General features: G+C 70.7%; 20 protein-coding genes. 13 read left to right on the forward strand and 7 right to left on the reverse strand.

Annotated features, from left to right (window positions below; genetic code table 11):
• Positions 1–34 precede the first annotated feature (34 nt).
• The 8 genes from N912_RS0131290 (at position 35) to N912_RS0131325 (ending at position 8,180) form a co-directional block, all read left to right on the forward strand.
• Positions 35–814, forward strand: a complete 780-nt coding sequence (locus N912_RS0131290; protein WP_211261460.1) for an SAM-dependent methyltransferase — start codon at positions 35–37, stop codon at positions 812–814.
• Positions 811–2,760 carry a serine/threonine-protein kinase gene (locus N912_RS60865; RefSeq protein WP_084211372.1) on the forward strand — a complete coding sequence of 650 codons (1,950 nt, stop codon included), beginning with the start codon at positions 811–813 and terminating at the stop codon, positions 2,758–2,760. Before N912_RS0131290 ends, N912_RS60865 begins: the two co-directional genes overlap by 4 nt.
• A 37-nt stretch (positions 2,761–2,797) precedes the next feature.
• On the forward strand, positions 2,798–3,589 hold the full coding sequence (locus N912_RS0131300) for an FHA domain-containing protein (RefSeq protein ID WP_037067510.1): 792 nt from the start codon (positions 2,798–2,800) through the stop codon (positions 3,587–3,589).
• A gap of 159 nt (positions 3,590–3,748) precedes the next feature.
• Entirely contained in the window at positions 3,749–5,674 is a 1,926-nt protein-coding gene (locus N912_RS60870; protein ID WP_169747990.1) for a serine/threonine-protein kinase, read from the forward strand.
• 134 nt (positions 5,675–5,808) lie between these two features.
• The gene (locus N912_RS0131310) at positions 5,809–6,963 is read left to right on the forward strand and encodes a type 2 periplasmic-binding domain-containing protein (RefSeq protein WP_028925500.1); all 1,155 of its coding nucleotides are present in this window, start codon (positions 5,809–5,811) and stop codon (positions 6,961–6,963) included.
• A 14-nt stretch (positions 6,964–6,977) separates the two neighbouring features.
• A complete protein-coding gene (locus N912_RS0131315) occupies positions 6,978–7,451 on the forward strand; it encodes an acyl-CoA thioesterase (RefSeq protein WP_084211373.1) in 474 nt (157 codons plus the stop codon).
• A 43-nt stretch (positions 7,452–7,494) separates the two neighbouring features.
• Complete coding sequence (locus N912_RS0131320; protein WP_028925502.1) at positions 7,495–7,755, forward strand: ribbon-helix-helix domain-containing protein; 261 nt, start codon at positions 7,495–7,497, stop codon at positions 7,753–7,755.
• Positions 7,752–8,180: a type II toxin-antitoxin system VapC family toxin gene (locus N912_RS0131325; RefSeq protein WP_028925503.1), complete on the forward strand. Its 429-nt coding sequence runs from the start codon at positions 7,752–7,754 to the stop codon at positions 8,178–8,180. The genes N912_RS0131320 and N912_RS0131325 overlap by 4 nt, the downstream gene beginning before the upstream one ends.
• On the opposite strand, the gene N912_RS0131330 is transcribed toward N912_RS0131325, so the two are convergent.
• The 4 genes from N912_RS0131330 to N912_RS0131345 form a co-directional block, all read right to left on the reverse strand.
• Positions 8,164–9,138: a sigma-70 family RNA polymerase sigma factor gene (locus tag N912_RS0131330; RefSeq protein ID WP_028925504.1), complete on the reverse strand. Its 975-nt coding sequence runs from the start codon at positions 9,136–9,138 to the stop codon at positions 8,164–8,166. The genes N912_RS0131325 and N912_RS0131330 overlap by 17 nt on opposite strands.
• 12 nt (positions 9,139–9,150) lie before the next feature.
• Entirely contained in the window at positions 9,151–9,903 is a 753-nt protein-coding gene (locus N912_RS0131335; protein ID WP_028925505.1) for a DUF899 domain-containing protein, read from the reverse strand.
• A gap of 12 nt (positions 9,904–9,915) precedes the next feature.
• A complete protein-coding gene (locus N912_RS0131340) occupies positions 9,916–10,215 on the reverse strand; it encodes a hypothetical protein (protein ID WP_028925506.1) in 300 nt (99 codons plus the stop codon).
• Between the two features lie 73 nt (positions 10,216–10,288).
• Positions 10,289–11,443: a fumarylacetoacetate hydrolase family protein gene (locus tag N912_RS0131345; protein ID WP_245645530.1), complete on the reverse strand. Its 1,155-nt coding sequence runs from the start codon at positions 11,441–11,443 to the stop codon at positions 10,289–10,291.
• Positions 11,444–11,722: 279 nt separating this feature from the next.
• On the opposite strand from N912_RS0131345, the gene N912_RS0131355 reads away from it, so the two are divergent.
• A complete protein-coding gene (locus tag N912_RS0131355) occupies positions 11,723–12,352 on the forward strand; it encodes a ceramidase domain-containing protein (protein ID WP_028925508.1) in 630 nt (209 codons plus the stop codon).
• On the opposite strand, the gene N912_RS63925 is transcribed toward N912_RS0131355, so the two are convergent.
• Together N912_RS63925 and N912_RS55860 are read right to left on the reverse strand one after the other, a co-directional pair.
• Complete coding sequence (locus tag N912_RS63925; protein WP_156994167.1) at positions 12,339–12,506, reverse strand: hypothetical protein; 168 nt, start codon at positions 12,504–12,506, stop codon at positions 12,339–12,341. The two genes, N912_RS0131355 and N912_RS63925, sit on opposite strands and share 14 nt — an antisense overlap.
• Before the next feature lie 54 nt (positions 12,507–12,560).
• A complete protein-coding gene (locus tag N912_RS55860) occupies positions 12,561–13,328 on the reverse strand; it encodes an enoyl-CoA hydratase/isomerase family protein (protein ID WP_245645532.1) in 768 nt (255 codons plus the stop codon).
• 103 nt (positions 13,329–13,431) lie between these two features.
• Here N912_RS55860 and N912_RS0131370 point away from each other — a divergent pair, with 103 nt between their 5' ends.
• Genes N912_RS0131370 through N912_RS0131385 form a run of 4 tightly spaced genes read left to right on the forward strand, consistent with a single transcriptional unit; the run spans position 13,432 to position 15,873 of the window.
• A complete protein-coding gene (locus N912_RS0131370) occupies positions 13,432–14,517 on the forward strand; it encodes an S-(hydroxymethyl)mycothiol dehydrogenase (protein WP_028925509.1) in 1,086 nt (361 codons plus the stop codon).
• Positions 14,514–15,140 carry an MBL fold metallo-hydrolase gene (locus N912_RS0131375; RefSeq protein ID WP_028925510.1) on the forward strand — a complete coding sequence of 209 codons (627 nt, stop codon included), beginning with the start codon at positions 14,514–14,516 and terminating at the stop codon, positions 15,138–15,140. Before N912_RS0131370 ends, N912_RS0131375 begins: the two co-directional genes overlap by 4 nt.
• Before the next feature lie 41 nt (positions 15,141–15,181).
• Positions 15,182–15,484 (forward strand): type II toxin-antitoxin system Phd/YefM family antitoxin, encoded by a 303-nt coding sequence (locus N912_RS55865; RefSeq protein ID WP_037067512.1) that lies wholly within the window; start codon positions 15,182–15,184, stop codon positions 15,482–15,484.
• Positions 15,481–15,873, forward strand: a complete 393-nt coding sequence (locus N912_RS0131385) for a type II toxin-antitoxin system VapC family toxin (protein ID WP_028925511.1) — start codon at positions 15,481–15,483, stop codon at positions 15,871–15,873. Before N912_RS55865 ends, N912_RS0131385 begins: the two co-directional genes overlap by 4 nt.
• Here N912_RS0131385 and N912_RS0131390 read toward each other — a convergent pair.
• Positions 15,841–17,037: an MFS transporter gene (locus tag N912_RS0131390; protein ID WP_028925512.1), complete on the reverse strand. Its 1,197-nt coding sequence runs from the start codon at positions 17,035–17,037 to the stop codon at positions 15,841–15,843. The two genes, N912_RS0131385 and N912_RS0131390, sit on opposite strands and share 33 nt — an antisense overlap.
• Positions 17,038–17,073 lie beyond the last annotated feature (36 nt).

Here is a 17,073-nt window from a genome sequence, read left to right on the forward strand (position 1 = left end):
CCGGACGTCACCCCGCTGTGGCACCATCTGCGTCGTGACCGCACAGCGGCCGTCCCCGGCACGTATGTGGAACTACCTGCAGGGCGGGAAGGACCACTACCAGGTCGACAGGGACGCCGGCGACGCCATGGCCGAGGCCAACCCCGACATGTTCTACCTGGCCCGGCAGGTCCGGCAGTTCTTCGCCAGGACCGTCCGCTGGGTGGCGGCCGAGGCCGGCGTGCGGCAGTTCCTGGACCTCGGCTGCGGCCTGCCCGCCCCGGTCGACGCCCCGAACACCTGCGAGATCGCCCAGAGCGTCCACCCGGCCGCCCGGATCGTGTACGTCGACAACGACAAGGTGGTGCTCGCGCACGCCCGCGCGCTGCTGACCCCCGCGACCGACCTGGTCAAATGCGCCTACATCGACTCCGACGTGCGCGAGATCGACGCCATCCTGGCCGAGGCCGGCCGCACGCTCGACCTCACCGAGCCGGTCGGGGTGCTCATGCTCGGCATCCTCGGCGCCCTGGAGTACGACCAGGCGCTCGCGGTTCTGGAGCGGGTCACCGCCGCCGTGCCGTCGGGCAGCTACCTGGTGGTGGAGGACGGCGTGGACACCGGCCGGGTCTCCCAGGCGGGCATCACCCGGCGCCACCAGTCCGGGGTGGACCGCTACGAGCTGCGCACCCTGGACCAGATGCACGGCTACTTCGAGGGCTGGGAGCTGGTCGAGCCCGGGTTGGTGACGATCACCGCGTGGCGGCCGGGGGCGGTCGACGTCGGCACCATCCGGCCGGTCGACCCGCACGGCGGCGTAGCGCGCAAGCCATGAGCCGGGGAGCGAACCCGCTCGACCCTGACGGGCAGTCCGAGCCGCGCTACACCGACCTACAGGACCGTCCGTTGGTGGGCGGCCGTTACCGAATCGACGACAATTCGCCACTCGGCTCCGGCGGAATGGGCGAGGTCTGGCGGGCCACCGACACGCTCCTGAACCGAACCGTCGCGCTCAAAAAGGTGCGAATCACCGGCCTCGGTCGCGGCCGGGTCGAGGAAATGCGCGAGCGGGCACTGCGTGAAGGGCGCATCGCCGCCCGGCTTCACCATCCCAACGTGGTGATGGTCTTCGACGCCCTCGTCGCGGACAACCGGCTCTGGCTGGTGTTGGAATACGTCCCGTCCCTCAGCGCGGACAAGCTGCTCGCCGCCGAAGGCCCCCTGCCGTACCACCGGGTCGCGCGGATCGGCGCCCAGGTCGCCGAGGCGCTGGCCGCCGCGCACGCCGTTGGAATTCGGCACCGGGACGTCAAACCCGGAAATGTCCTGGTCGACTCGGACGGCGGCGCCAAGCTCGCCGACTTCGGGATCTCCCGGGCCGTCAACGACCTGCGGCTCACCGGCAGCGGCACGGTCCCCGGAACACCCGCGTACCTGGCGCCCGAAGTCGCCCAAGGCGATGAGTTCACCAACGCGGCCGACGTATACGGACTCGGCGCCACGCTCTACGCCCTCATCGAAGGCACCCCACCATTCGGCTCCGGTGACCCGCGGAACCCGATGCGGCTGCTGCATCAGATCGCCACCGGTGAGGTCCCGGCGCCTATCCGCGCCGGACCGCTCGCCGCCACCCTCACCCGGCTGACCGATCCCAACCCGGGGCGCCGCCCGGACGCCGCCACCGCCCGCGACCTCCTCGCCGCGGTCGCCCCCGGCTCGGGCGACCCACCACTACCGGCACCCACCCTGGTCGCCCCCCGCTCACGCCGGTTCACCCGACCGCGGATTCTGGCCACCACGGCGCTCCTGCTCATCACCACCACCGCGCTGGTCGCGTCCTTCACACTGCTGCCCCGCGCCCACGACTCGCCCGCGACCGCAACCGCGCCGCCGACCGCGATACTGACCGCGGCGGAACAGAAGTACATTCCCGACGTCCACCGCTTCGAGCCGTGCGACCTCATGGATGCCTCTGAGTACACCATGTTCGGTTCTCCCAAGGAATGGGACGGTGACGGCTTCCACAACTGTTATGTGATAACCGCACTGAACGGCGGCGGCCGCTCCTCGGTCTCGATAAATGTATTTCTCGCCCAGAAGGGGTACGGCGATGCCGAGCAACGCGGTGACCTCACTGTTTACCGACCCAATCCGACTGGCACCAAATCTAGGTGCTCCCGATTCGTAGCCTTACCCGGATCCACCACTTTCGAAATCGTGAACGTGCTCAGAGACAGTCAGATCGATCCGTGCGCGCCGGCCGATGTTGCCACCAACATCCTACTCCGCCACCTCTCATCGCCGCCATTAGCCGACTCCAGCTTCGCGGCCGACCAGAATTCATTGCGCCGCCGAAACGCCTGTCAGCTGCTCGACAGCACCGAAGTACGCGCCGTTGTGCCGGACGTCGACTCAACCAAGGTGTACCCGGAGTTCGCGAACTGGCGGTGCGTGTGGGGAAAATCTCTTTTCGTCCCCAACTTTGGGCCGCCGGTAGTGCAGATCTTCTTCAAACGAGTGGTTCCGATGTCCGCCGGAAAATCCGGCTACACGATGGAACGGCTTGCCGACCGGGATGTCTTCCTCCGGCTGGAGAACACGAGGAACGACCAGGCAATGTGCACGGCCGGTGTGGCATATCGTCGGATCGTCGACAACGACGGCGCGCTGCTGGAAGAGAAGGTCGAGGTCGGGGTGTCCGCCGCTGTCCCTTACAACCAACAGTGCCAAATGGCCCGCAGCCTCATCACCAAGGTCATCCCCAGGCTGCCAGCGCCATGAGCCCACAATGCGACGCACCCAGGGCAGGTGTCACAACATGAGCCAACAACACGCGGTCCGGCTGCTCCCCGCCTCGCTCGGAAGCCTGGCCATCGACATGCCACCGGCTCCACTGGGCACCATCCACCTGTTGTCGGCCCGGGGCGGTATCAGCTCCACCGCCCGCCCCGGATTCGTCCTGCTGTTCGGCCGCAACGCGGACGAGGTACACGTCTGCGTCGGCGCGAACGACCAGCTCGTCAGCCGCCGCCACGGCAGCGTGAGCTGCGACGGCACGCGCTGGACACTGCGCAACGAGGGCCGGCTGCCGATCGTGTTCCCCGGGGCGTCGTTGCTGCTCAGCGGCGAGCAGCGGGAGCTGGCCGAGGGCTACACACCGCTGTTCATCCGCAGCTCGACACGGCGCGAGCATCTGTTGGAGGTTCTCGTCACCGGTCATCGGCCACCGGAGCCGGAGGCTTCTGGAGATCAGGACACCCAGTTGCCCACGATGTGGACCATCGACGAGACCGAGCGGCTGGTCCTGACCGCGATGGGTCAGCGCTACCTGCGGCACGAGGCGTATCCCCAGCCGGTGTCGTGGAACCTGGTCGGCCAGCAGCTACGGGCCGCCACGGGCGATCCGTCATGGACCGCGAAACGGGCCGAGAAGGTCGTCGAGCGGGTCCGAGGCCGGCTCGTGCGCGCCGGGGTGGCCGGCCTGACCCGCGACGAGGTGGGCGAGCCGGTCGGAAACGCGCTCAACCACAACCTCGTCACCGAGCTGCTGCTGTCCACCACGCTGGTGCCGCCGGATCTGCGGTTGCTCGGCGACTCCGAGGACTGGTGAAGCCGGCGCATTCAGCCTGGATAGTTCTGGACGAGTACCGGCTCGCTGGAGGGCAATCGCGTGAAAGGTTTCCCGGCGCGGACCGCCATTAGGTTCGACGCCGATCACCGGTGAGCCATGCATTCGGCAATTGCGTACGGCCGGGCTAGCATGCGGAGAATGAAGTCGCTCGACCCCGAGGGGCACGCCGATCCGGGGAGTCCCACGACGCCGGAGCGTCAGTTGGTGGGCGACCGGTACCGACTCGAGGGCGACACCCCTCTCGGCTCCGGCGGAATGGGCGAGGTCTGGCGGGCCACCGATACCCTTCTACATCGAGCCGTCGCGCTCAAGCAGGTGCGCACCGCCGACCTCGACCGCGCCGAGGTCGAGGAGATGCGTCAACGCGCCCTGCGCGAAGGGCGCATCGCCGCCCGACTACACCATCCCAACGTGGTCACGGTCTTCGACGTCATCATCTCCGATGATCAGCTCTGGCTGGTGCTGGAATACGTCCCGTCCCGCAGCGCGGACAAGCTGCTCGCCGCCGAAGGCCCCCTTCCCTACGACCGGGTCGCCCACATCGGCGCCCAGATCGCCGAGGCGCTGGCCGCCGCGCACGCGGCCGGCATCTGGCACCGCGACATCAAACCCGGCAACATCCTCATCGACCCCCACGGGCAGGCCAAGCTCACCGACTTCGGTATCTCCCGGGCCGTCAACGAGCTCCAGCTCACCAGCGCCGGACTGATACCCGGAACTCCCGCCTACCTCGCTCCCGAAATCGCCCGAGGCGAGGACTACACCGGTGCCGCCGACATCTACAGCCTCGGCGCCACGCTGTACGCACTGGTGGAAGGTGCGCCGCCGTTCGGAAGGGGACACCCACACAACCCGCTGCGCCTGCTTCGCCAGATCGCCACCGGAACCGTCCCACCACCGAGCCAGGCCGGACCGCTCACCCCCGCCCTGACCCAGCTGATCGACCAAGACCCCGACCGCCGCCCGGCCGCCACCGTCGCCCGCGACCTTCTCGCCGCCGCGTCGGGACCGAGTGTCGCACCGCCACCCGCCGCACCCGCACCCACACCCACCCTGCTCGACCTCCGGCCGCCACGCCCACACCGGGCGCCCCGACGACTGATCGTCGCCATCGCGGTGCTCCTCATCACCGCCGGCGCGCTGGCCGCGGCCTACCTCCTGTTCGCCCGCACACCCGACCCTCCATCACAGGTCGCGACCGACCGGACATACATCCCAGAGCCGCGCCGCGCCAACCCGTGCGCGTTCTTGAACACTCCGGATTTCGAGAGGTTCGGTCACGGGGAAACGTTCGGCGGATCCTTTTACAATACTTGTTATATATCGATTAGAAAGCTGAACGGTGGCGACTCGGCCATAGTGTCGGCGAACTTTCTCGAACAAGAGGAACGCTACGGCCCCACCGAAAAAAGAGGTGACCTCACCATCTTTCGCCCCGATCGAGCCGCCGACGGCTCTTGTCGCAGATTCATTGCGCTGCCGAGTCGCACCACGATCGCCAATATAGTATACGTCTGGGACAGCGGACTGAACCCGTGCGAACTGGCCGATATGGTCACCGCGAACGCGCTCCGAGCGCTCGCTACACCGCCACTACCGATGCTGGGCACAATCGGTGATCCAAACTCGCTACGTCGCCAGATTGCCTGCCAAATATTCGACAGTCAGTTTTTGAGCATAGCACCTCACGTAGACCCGACAAAGTCATATACGGAGTTCGGCGAATGGGACTGCGTCAGAGGCATGAACTCACCTCGTTCAAACCCCAGGGCACCCTACGCGCGGGTCCACTTCATACTAGAGCCGCCATTGTCCAAAGAACGCGACGGCGCACAGGAGAAGATCGCCGGTCGAGACGTCTTCATCAACCAACGAATCGGAATAAACGACCAGGTCGGATGCCTGGCGAAGGTGGTGCATCGCCACACCAAAGATGGGGTCGGCGCTCCACCATTCGACGAAGTGGTCTATGTCGGCGTGTATGCCCCGATTCCGTACAACCAACAGTGCCAGATGGTCCGCGAGCTCGCCGCCAAGGTCATCCCCAACCTGCCGCCGCCATGACCCTCGGCGCTCGGGTGGCAAATCCGTGGCGCCGGTCCTGGAACCCTGTGCCACCATCTGTGCCGTGGGCGCCCGAGCGGAACGTCGGTGAGTGACCCAGGTCCCGGCGGGCCGAGCGCCGCGGCGCGCAAGCCATGAGTCGGGTCGCGGCCGCGCTGGCGGCACTGCTCTGCGCCGCCGTGGCCGGCTGTTCGGGCGCACCCGAACAGCCCGCGCAGGCCGCCCCGCGACTGCCGGCCGCCACCGGGGCCGAACGGCTCTCGTACGTCTGCCCCGCGACGGTGGTCGTCCAGCAGGCCTGGGAGCCCGAGGCCGACCACGCCGCGACGTACCAACTGGTCGGCCCCGGCTACAGCATCGACGCCGCCCGCAAGCGGATCAGCGGACCGCTGGTGGCCGGCGGCAAGGACACCGGGGTCCGCATCGAGATCCGGCCCGGCGGCGCCGCCATCGGCTTCGGCACCGTGCCCGCCCAGATGTACCTGGACCGCTCGATCACGCTCGGCGCCGTCCCCACCGACCTGGCGATCAGCACCTCGGCCAGCCAGCCGGTCACCGCGGTCGTCGCGCCGCTGGCCAAGAGCCCGATGGCGCTGATGTGGGACCCGGCCACCCATCCGGACTGGAACACCGTCGACGACATCCGCCGCTCCGGGGCCAGGGTGCTGATGTCCCAGGGCAACGCCGCCACCGCGCTGCTGACCGGCAAGGGCCTGATCAGGCCCGAGCAGGTCGACACCGGCTACACCGGCTCGCCCGTCCGGTTCGTGACCGACCCGACCATCGCCCAACAGGCCTTCGCCACCAACGAGCCGTTCGTCTACCAGCACGAGGTCACGGCGTGGCGCAAGCCGGTGCGCTACCAGCTGATCGCCGACGTCGGCTTCAGCGTCTACCCCGAGGCACTGTCCGTGCGCACCGCCGACCTCGGGCCGCTGTCCGCCTGCCTGACCAGGCTGGTGCCGCTCATCCAACGCGCGCAGCTCGACTACCTGGCCAACCCCGGCCCGACCAACAAGCTGATCGTCGACGCCGTCGCCGCGTTCAACACCGGCTGGACGTACTCGCCCGGGGTAGCGGACTACGCGGCGGCCACCATGACACGCCTCGGCGTGATCGCCAACGACACCAGCGGCCCACTCGGCGGCATGGACCCCACCCGCGTCCAGGCCACCATCGAGACGCTCGCGCCCACCCTGGCCCGCGACGGCGCCGGCGTCCGCCCCGGCCTGAAGGCTGGGGACATCGCCACCACCCGGTTCGTCAACCCCGGAATCCGGACCCGGTAACTAGAGTCGGCCGCATGACAGCACTCCCCGCGTCGGCATCGTCAGGCACAGACACCTCCGCCGAGCCGGAGGTGTTCCTCTTCCCGATCACCGTCCGCTACATGGAGGTCGACGGCCAGGGCGTCGTCTTCAACGGCTGGTACCTGACCTACTTCGACGAGGCGATGACCGCGTTCTTCGCCCACCGGGGCCTGACGTACCAGACCATGCAGGCCAGCGGGTACGAGGTCCAGACCGTCCGCACGGAGATCAACTACCGGGCGGGCGTCCGCTGGGCCGACCCGATCGTGGTCGCGGTCTCCCCGTCGCGCTACGGCCGCACCAGCTTCGCCCTGGACTTCCAGGTGCGCCGCGGCACCGGCCAGGACACCGAGGTGACCACCGAGGGCCGCATCACCTACGTGGTGGTCAACACCGCCGACCACACCAAGCGCGAGATCCCGCCGCCCATGCGCGCCGCCCTCGGCGAGGCCCACCCGCTGCACTGATGCGACGTTGAGGCATCATGATGCCTCAACGTATGATGTGTTGATGCGAACCACGCTGACCTTGGACGACGACGTCGCCGCAATGTTGCACAGGGTTGCGAAGGAGCGGGGCATCTCCTTCAAGGAAGCCGTGAACACCGCGTTGCGGGCCGGCCTCACCGCGGGTGTGCCCCAGCCTCGTCGATTCCGCATGCAGACCAGCAACATGGGCGTCGTACCGGGCGTCAACCTGGACAAGGCGCTCCAGCTCGCCGCCGAACTCGAGGACGAGGAGATCATCCGCAAGCTCGAGCTCGGCAAGTGAAGCTGCCGGATGTCAACCTGCTGCTGTATGCCCGAAATGAGGCGGACCGGCATCACCAGAGGGCGGTGAGGTGGATCGAGGAGGCCCTGTCCGGCACCGAGACCGTCGGGTTCGCCTGGGTTGTGCTGCTGGGGTTCGTCCGAATCAGCACCAAGCGCGGGCTCTTCCCCGAGCCGCTCTCCCCGGCCGAGGCGTTGGATCTGGTCGACCGCTGGCTTGCCCAACCGTGTGCGACGATCGTGCATCCGACCGAGCGACACGCGGCCGTACTGCGCGACTTGATCAACGAGGTCGGTACAGCGGGCAACCTGACGACGGATGCGCACCTCGCCGCGCTGGCCATCGAGCACGGCGCGCAACTGTGCTCCGCGGACGCGGACTTCTCCCGCTTCCCCGGGCTGCGCTGGCTCAACCCGCTGCGCTGACCACGGCGGGCAGGGCGAACGCGGCTGGTAGGCCGGCGTCGTGGAAGGTGACGACGCGCGTGATGCCGGTCGGCGCGAGGCTGAGGACCTGCAGGCCGTGCGGGCGGTGCACGCCCCCGGCGTCGCGGGTGTACAGCCCGAACGCGGGCTGGCCGTTCGCCGTGGTGGGCAGCAGGCGGAAGTGCCCCGGGCCGGACACCAGCACCCGGCCGGCGAGGAACCGGGCGATCCTGTCCGCGCCGGCGAACCAGACCGGTATCGGCGGCATCTCCCAGACCGCGTCCTCGGCGAGCAGGCGGGTGAGCGTGTCGACATCCGCGTTCTGGAAGGCCATGGCGTAGCCGTCCAGCAGCTCGCGCTGCTGCGCCTCGGACGGCTCCATGAGCGTGTCCTCGCGCGGCGACACCCGCCTGAGCTGGGCGCGGGCGCGCTGGAGCGCGCTGGTCACGGCGGCGTCGGTGGTGCCGATCAGCTCGGCGACCTCGGCGGTCCGCCAGGACAGCACATCGCGCAGGATGAGCACCGCGCGCTGGCGCGGCGGCAGGTGCTGCAGCGCGGCGACGAAGGCCAGCCGCATGCTCTGCCGGGACTCGACGGTCTCGGCCGGGTCGTCGGGGATGGGCCGCAGCCAGGCGATCTCGGGCTGGCGCGGCATCGGGCCGTCCGGGATCTCGCCGGGGCCGGCCAGGCCGGAGGGCAGCGGCCGGCGGACGCCGCCCTCCAGCGCCTTGAGGCAGGCCCTTGTGGCGATGCGGTACAGCCAGGTGCGCAGCGACGCCCGCCCCTGGAACGAGTCGAACGCGCGCCACGCGTTCAGGTAGGTCTCCTGCACCACGTCTTCGGCGTCCTCGGCCGAGCCGAGCATGCGGTAGCACAGCGCGACCAGCTCGCGCCGGTACGGGGCGGTGAGCCGGGCGAAGTCCGCGCGCTCCGGCAGCTCATGGGTCGTCGATGCCACCGCATGCGCCGTTCAGCCGGTGCCGATGCCGGTGCCGGTCTGGGGGCGGGGGTCGGCGGGGTCGTGGGTGCCCTCGTCCGGGTCGCTCCACCACTGGGCCGGCTCGTCGCCGTACTCGTCGTGCCAGTTCCACCACTCGTACGGCGGGGACTGGGGGTAGCCCTCGGGCGAGTCCTCCCACGCCTCCTGGCGTCCGAGCGCCGTCATGTCGAGGTAGGCCCAGGTGGTGCCCAGGCCCTCATCACCCCGGTTGTTGATGAAGTAGGTGCGGAACACCCGGTCGCCGTCGCGGATGAACGCGTTGGTGCCGTGCCACTGGTCCACCCCGAAGTCGACGTCGAACCCGTCGGTGATGGTGTACCAGGGCATCCGCCAGCCCATCCGCGCCTTGACCCGCTCGATGTCCGGCTGTGGCGCGCGCGAGGCGAAGACCAGGGTGGTGTTGCGGGCGTTCAGGTGCGCGAGGTGACCGACCTGGTCGGCCATCAGCGAGCAGCCCCGGCAGGCGTGCTCGGGCCAGCCGTGCACGCCGGGCTCGAAGAACGCGCGGTAGACGATGAGCTGCCGACGCCCTTCGAACAGGTCCAGCAGGCTCGCGGTGCCCTTCGGCCCCTCGAACGTGTAGTTCCCGACCTCCTGCCAGGACATCCGCCGGCGCTCGGCGGCGAGCGCGTCCCTGGCGCGGGTCACCTCCTTCTCCCGCGCCAGCAGCCGCTGGCGCTGCGCTTCCCATTCCTCCGGGGACACGATCGACGGTGTCTTCATGGCGAACTCCCTTCAGAACCGGTACGAGCCGACGACGGTGGCGGGCGTGCGCTCCGGCGACCCGACCACTCGCTCCGAGAGGCGGCCTCGGAACTCGGCGAACGCGGCCGAGGCCGACAGCGGGTCGGCGTCGCCCTCGACGATCACCAGGTGCACGAACCCGACCCCATCGGCCAGCCGCAGCGCCGCGTAGCGCAGGCCCTCCGGCCGTTCCCGGTTCAGCTCCTCGAACACCTGTCGTACCAGCTTCTCGTTCTCCTCGGCGGCGGCGTCCGACCTCGTCTCGTACCGCACCACGGCCGCATTGATCATTTCTGCTCCTCGGGTATCTGTGACGGCTACAGATACAGAGGCGCGGCGGGCGCGAAACTCATCGCGAGACGCGTCAGTCGAACGCGGGCAGCACCCTGGCGCGGACCTCGCCGAGCTCCAGCCGCCCGCCGCCCACCGCCGGCGCGCTGGCCGTGACCAGCAGCTCGTCGCCGTCGCGCAGGTAGGTCAGCTCGGAGCCGTCGCGCAAGGTCAACGGCTCGCGCCCGCCCCAGCTCAGCTCCAGCAGGCAGCCGCGCTGGGACCGCTCCGGGCCGCTGAGCGTGCCGGAGCCGAGCAGGTCACCCGGCCGCAACGCGGCACCGCCCGAGGTGAGGTGGGCGATCATCTGTGGCGCCGTCCAGTACAGCGAGTCGCCGGGCGGCGCGCAGATCAGCTCCCCGTTCAGCCGCACCTGCACCGCCACGTCCAGCCCCCGGTCGGCGGGTCCGCGCAAGTAGGGCAGCGGCTCCGGGTCACGCGGCGGCGGGGGCAGGCGGGCGGCGGCCAGCGCGTCCCACGGCGTGACCCAGCACGAGACCGAGGTGCCGAACGCCTTGCCCAGCATCGGCCCCAGCGGGCGGCTCTCCCAGAACTGGATGTCGCGCGCGGACCAATCGTTGAGCAGCACCACGCCGAACAGGTGGTCCTCGGCCGCGGCCAGGTGCACCGGCTCGCCGGGGACGCTGGCGCCGCCGATCACGAAGCCCAGCTCGGCCTCGAAGTCCAGCGCGTGGGTCGGGCCGAAGTCGCCGGGTCCGCGCTGGCCGTTGGGCCGGCGGATCGGGGCGCCGGAGCCGCGCACGGTGCTGGACCGGCCGTGGTAGCCGACCGGCAGGTGCCGCCAGTTCGGCGCCAGCGGGTCCTCACGCGCGCCCAGGATCCGGGCCGCGTTCACCGCGTGCTGTTCGCAGGCGAAGAAGTCCACGTAGTCCGCGACGGTGAACGGCAGCAGCGGGCTGACCGCCGCCACCGGATGCCGGAACGCCGCCAGCAGCTCCGGGTCCTCGCCGGCGACCAGGTCGGACAGCCAGTCCGACACCTCCCGCCAGGCACGCCGCCCGGCGGCCAGCAACGGGTCCAGCGAGGACGCCACCAGCAGCTCCGGCCACGGCAGCGTCAGCCGCGCGGCCAGCGCGGTCAGGTCCAGGACCAGGTCGTCATCGGTCAACACGCCGAGCCGGGCCGAGGCCGGCGGTTCACCGCCCAGGACGAAACTGCCATAGCGCACCGCGTCAGCCTGCCCCATGATCGCCGCGCGCGCGTGATGAGCCGTCACACCCTGTGAGGGCTATTCATGGTCCGGCGAGCGACGGCGGGCCAGAGGCGGTGGGGGAGGTGGTGGATGAACTCAGTCCGCCCGAGCGCCGGACTCCGCGTCGGACCGACGCGCCTTGAACGAGGGACGCGAGGACGCGCGACCGCCGGAGGCGGTCTCGATGGATAGCCCGAACTTCGAGGACGACACCGTGTTCATGTTCCGGTCACGCGGGACCGTCACGCTGGGTCCGTGGACGGCTACTGCGAGCGGCACGACCCGTCGTTCTGGGCCGAGCCGGTGAACGCGCTGACCAACGCGGCGTTCCTGGTCGCGGCGGTGCTGCTGGCGCGCGGGCTGCGGCGCGGTCGCGACCGGGCACCGCGCGATGTGTCCGCGCTGGTGGTGATCCTCGCCGTGATCGGGGTCGGCAGCTTCCTGTTCCACACCCTGGCCACCGGCTGGGCCGCGCTGGCCGACACGCTGCCGATCGCGCTGTTCATGCTGGGGTTCGTGGTGGTGTTCGTGCACCGGTTCGCGGGCGTGCGCCCGGCGCGGGCCTGGCTGGCGGCGCCGGCGTTCGTGCTCTTCGCCGCGGTGGTGGCGGGCGCCACCGCGGCGATGCGCCTGCCCGGCCTCTACGCGCCGGCGTTGCTCGCGCTCGCGCTGATCACCGCCTGGCTGGCGGTCCGCCGCGACCCCGGCCGCCGGCCGTTCGCCGTGGCCACCGCGCTGTTCGCGGCGTCGCTGACGCTGCGCCAGCTCGACGGCCCGCTGTGCCCGCACTGGCCGCTGGGCACCCACTTCGGCTGGCACGTGCTCAACGCCACCGTGCTCTACCTGCTCGTCCGCACCACCCTCCGCCGTTCTACGAGTCCGTGAGCGGCTTCGCCTCGCCGTGGACGACCAGCTCGTCGGCGACGCCGCCGGACTCCCGGGAGATCGACCTGATGTAGCCGACCAGCCGGGCGCGCTGCCCGCCCGGCGACTCCACGATGATCACGATCGGCCGGCCGGTCTCAATGATAGATCGCATAACACTGGCAACGACCTGGGCAAAGTCCGCGACTCGGGCGGGCACCCGAACGGATCAGGACTTCTTGCCGGTCGCGGCCGCCAGGTAGCGGGCGGTCCAGCCGTCGTCCTGGCGCCGGTCCCACAGCTCGGCGACCGCGGCGTCCTCGTCCGCGCGGTACCGGGCGATCCGCTCCACGGACTCCCGCCGCAGCTGCGCCTTGGTCAGCGCGAAGGTGTCCGGCGGGATCGCGGTGGCCAGTTCGGCGGCCCTGGCCACGGCCCGCTCCTGCAGCTCGCCGGGCTCGACCACCTCGTCCATCAGGCCCAGCGCCAGCGCCTCGGCCGCCGGCACGGTGTCCGCGCCGATCACCAGCCGCCCGGCCACCTTCGGCCCGACGGCGTGCGCCACCACCTCCAGCGCCGCTCGGGGGAACGGCACCCCGACCTTGATCTCGGGCACGCCGATGCGCCCGTTGCCGTCCGCCATCAGCCGCGCGTCCGCGCAACAGGCCAGCACCGCGCCGCCGGCGATCGCGTGGCCGTTCACCGCCGCGACGACCGGCCGGTCGAAGGTGAACACCGCCAGGAACGCCTCGCTCAGCGCCGGCAGGAACCCGGCCAGGTACTCCGCCCCGCCGTCCAGCATCCGGCGCAGGTCGGCCCCGGCGGAGAACGCCCGGCCGGACCCGGTGAGCACCACGGCGGACGGTGCTCGAGGCCCGGAGGCCAGCGAGGTGAAGGTCTCGGTGATGGCCCGCAGCAGGGTGGTGTCCAGCGCGTTCACCGGGCCGTGCGCCATGGTCAGCACCGCCACCGGGCCGACGTCGGTCCGTTCGATCACGTTGCGGAACCTACCGGTCAGGGGACGCGCCCGCCGGCCAACCATGGCACGCTGCCCAGGCGGACACATCGTTGGATCCTTATTTCACACAGGGGAGTTAGCAATGGCGCAGGAGGTACGCGGGGTCGTCGCCCACACCAAGGGCAAGCCGGTGTCGGTGGAGACGATCACGGTGCCGGATCCCGGGCCCGGCGAGGCGGTGGTGGCGGTGCAGGCCTGCGGGGTCTGCCACACCGACCTGCACTACCGCGAGGGCGGGATCAACGACGAGTTCCCGTTCCTGCTCGGCCACGAGGCGGCCGGCCGGGTGGAGTCCGTGGGCGCCGGCGTCACCGACGTCGAACCCGGCGACTTCGTGATCCTGAACTGGCGCGCGGTCTGCGGCACCTGCCGGGCCTGCAAGCGCGGGCAGCCGTGGTACTGCTTCTCCACGTTCAACGCCTCGCAGCCGATGACCCTGGCGTCCGGCCAGCCGCTGTCGCCCGCGCTGGGCATCGGCGCGTTCATCGAGAAGACGCTGGTGCACGCCGGGCAGTGCACGAAGGTCGACCCGGCGGCCAAGCCGGAGGTGGCCGGGCTGCTCGGCTGCGGGGTGATGGCCGGGCTGGGCGCGGCGATCAACACCGGCGGCGTCGGGCGCGGCGACTCGATAGCGGTGATCGGCTGCGGCGGGGTGGGCAACGCGGCCATCGCCGGGGCCCGGCTGGCCGGCGCGACCACGATCATCGGCGTGGACATCGACCCCCGGAAGCTGGAGTGGGCCAAGGAGTTCGGCGCCACCCACACCGTGAACTCGGCGCAGACCGACGCGGTGGAGGCCATCCAGGAGCTGACCGACGGCAACGGCGCCAACGTGGTGGTGGACGCGGTGGGCCGGCCGGAGACGTTCAAGCAGGCGTTCTACGCCCGCGACCTGGCCGGCACCGCCGTGCTGGTCGGCGTGCCCACCCCGGACATGACCTTCGAGCTGCCGCTGATCGACGTGTTCGGCCGGGGCGGGGCCACCAAGTCCTCCTGGTACGGCGACTGCCTGCCCAGCCGGGACTTCCCGATGCTGATCGACCTGCACCTGCAGGGCCGGCTGCCGCTGGACAAGTTCGTCAGCGAGACCATCGGCCTGGCCGAGGTGGAGGAGGCGTTCCACCGGATGGAGCGGGGCGAGGTGCTGCGCTCCGTGGTGGTCCTGTGACCGGGATCGAGCACGTCGTCACGTCCGGGACGTTCTCGCTGGACGGCGGCACCTGGGAGGTCGACAACAACGTCTGGATCGTCGGCGACTCGTCCGAGGTGCTGGTGATCGACGCCGCGCACTCCGCTTCCACGATCGCCGATGCCGTCGGTGACCGGCGGGTGGTCGCGGTGGTGTGCACGCACGCGCACGACGACCACGTCAACTCCGCGCCCGCACTGGCCGACCGTTTCGGCGCGCCGATCCTGCTGCACCCGGCCGAGGCGCCGCTGTGGGAGATGACCTGGCCGGACCGGCGGCCGGACCGCGAGCTGGCGGACGGCGACGTGCTGCGCGCCGGTGGCCTGGAGCTGCACGTGCTGCACACCCCCGGGCACTCGCCCGGCTCGTGCTGCCTGTACGAGCCGGCGCTCGGCGTGCTGTTCTCCGGCGACACGCTGTTCCACGGTGGCCCCGGCGCGACCGGCCGGTCGTTCTCCTCGTTCGACACGATCATCTCGTCGATCCGGGAACGGCTGCTCACGCTGCCCGGCACCACCGAGGTGCACACCGGCCACGGCGACTCGACGAGCATCGGCGCGGAGGCCCCGCACCTGGAGGAGTGGATAGCCCGGGGCTCGTAATCCGACGCCAATGTAGCACCTGAAGTGCTACCTTGGGCGCCATGCACGAGCCGGCGCCGAACGCCCAGACCATCGGCATCCGCGAGCTGCGCCAACACGCCTCGCGGTACGTTGCGATGGCCAAGGCGGGCCAGCGTGTCCCCGTCACCGAGCGGGGCAAGCTGGTCGCCTACCTCGTGCCGGCGGACGAGCCGACCTCGATGTTCGAGCGTCTCAAGGCGGCCGGCCAGGTCAGGATGGCTGCCGGCAACTTGATGGATCACCTGCCACCGCCTCCGAGCGAACCTGGCGAGAAGTCGCTGTCGGAGACGCTGCTCGAGATGCGCGACGAGGAGAGGTATTGATCTACATCGATACCTCGGCGTTCATGAAGCTCGTCAAGGATGAGGACGAGTCGCGACCGCTCACCGACTATCTGCGCGACCTCGGCCGGCCGGAGTTTGCGTCCAGCAAGTTGCTCTCGGTGGAGGCTCGGCGCGCCGCTCTCCGGCAGGTACCGAGGCGCCTGCCTCGGCTCGATCTGATGCTGCGTGACGTCACCCAGATCGAGATCTCCGACACCGTGATCGAGTCTGCCAGCCGGTTGCCGGATCCGCTGCTCCGCTCGCTTGACGCCATCCACCTGGCCACCGCGCTGCTGCTCCGCGACGACATCGACAGCCTGCTCAGCTACGACGACCGGCTGCTGGCCGCCGCCGCGTCACACGGCCTTCCGGTTGTGAGCCCGGCCTGAACGCCGCCGCCGGAAGGCGGCCGGTGCGACGAGCGCGAGCGCCAGCGCGGCCACCCCGAAGGCGGCCCGGAACCCGAACGGCTCGGCCACCGCGCCCAGCCCCACCGCACCCATCCCGGTACCGCCGTCGTAGGCGATGTTCCACAGCGCACTGGCGGCGCCGTACCGGGCCGGGCCGGCGGCCGCGAACATGGCCACCAGCGAGTCGTTCTGCACCAGCCCGAACCCGATGCCGACCACCGTGGCCCCGGCGATCACCAACACCGCCGTACCCGCACCGGCCGCGCACACCTCGGCGAGCATGCCGACCAGCGCGATCAGCACCCCGGGGCCGAGCAACCGCCCGCCCAGCCCGCGCCGGTCCACCAGCTCACCGGCCACCAACCGCCCGACCAGCACCCCGCCGGTGGTGCCGAACAACGCGAGCGGCACCACCAACCCGGCACCGCCGATGGCCAACGGCAGGAACGTGATCAGCCCGCCCTGAGCGACCGCGCAGGCCAGCATGGCCAGCACCGGACCGACCGTGCCCCGCAGCGAGGACTCCGACCGCTGCTCGGGCCGTGCCGCCCCCGCCGACGGCTCGGCGGGCCTCCCGGCACCCGGGCGGACCCGGATGAACGGCACCAGCAGCGCGGCCAGCACCGGGGCCGCCGCCAGCAGGAACACCAGCTCGAACCCGAACGCGTCCACCATGCCGACCCCGACCGGCATCCAGGCCAGCTGCGGCAGCCCGACCGCCATGCCCTGCAACGCGGACGCCCGACCTCGCTCGGCCGGCGGCGTCAGCTCCGCCACCAGCGCCACACCGACCACCGTGACCAGCCCGAACCCGACGCCCCGCACCGCGCTCAGCGCGAGCACCGGCGCCAACCCGGGGGACAGGGCGAACAACGGCGCCGGCCCGCCCAGCAGCACCAGCCCGACGGCCTGCGCCCACCCGTGCCCGACCCGGCGCAGCACCCACGGCACCGCGAGCTGGGTCAACACCGTGACCAGCATGAACACCCCGGTGCTCGCGCCGGCCCCGAACGTCCCCGAACCCCCGCGCGCGGCCCACAGCGGCACCACCGGCAGCAGCATCGCGTAGCCGCCGATACCGATCACCGATGCGACCAACAACAGCCGGAACGACGCGCTGCGGATCCCCGCGGCGCGCGTCATTCAGCACGCGGCGACAACTCGGCCCCCACCGTCATC

Origin of the sequence: Actinospineispora acaciae DSM 45401 (genome assembly GCF_000620785.1) — a bacterium.
In the GTDB taxonomy this organism is placed as follows: domain Bacteria; phylum Actinomycetota; class Actinomycetes; order Mycobacteriales; family Pseudonocardiaceae; genus Pseudonocardia; species Pseudonocardia acaciae.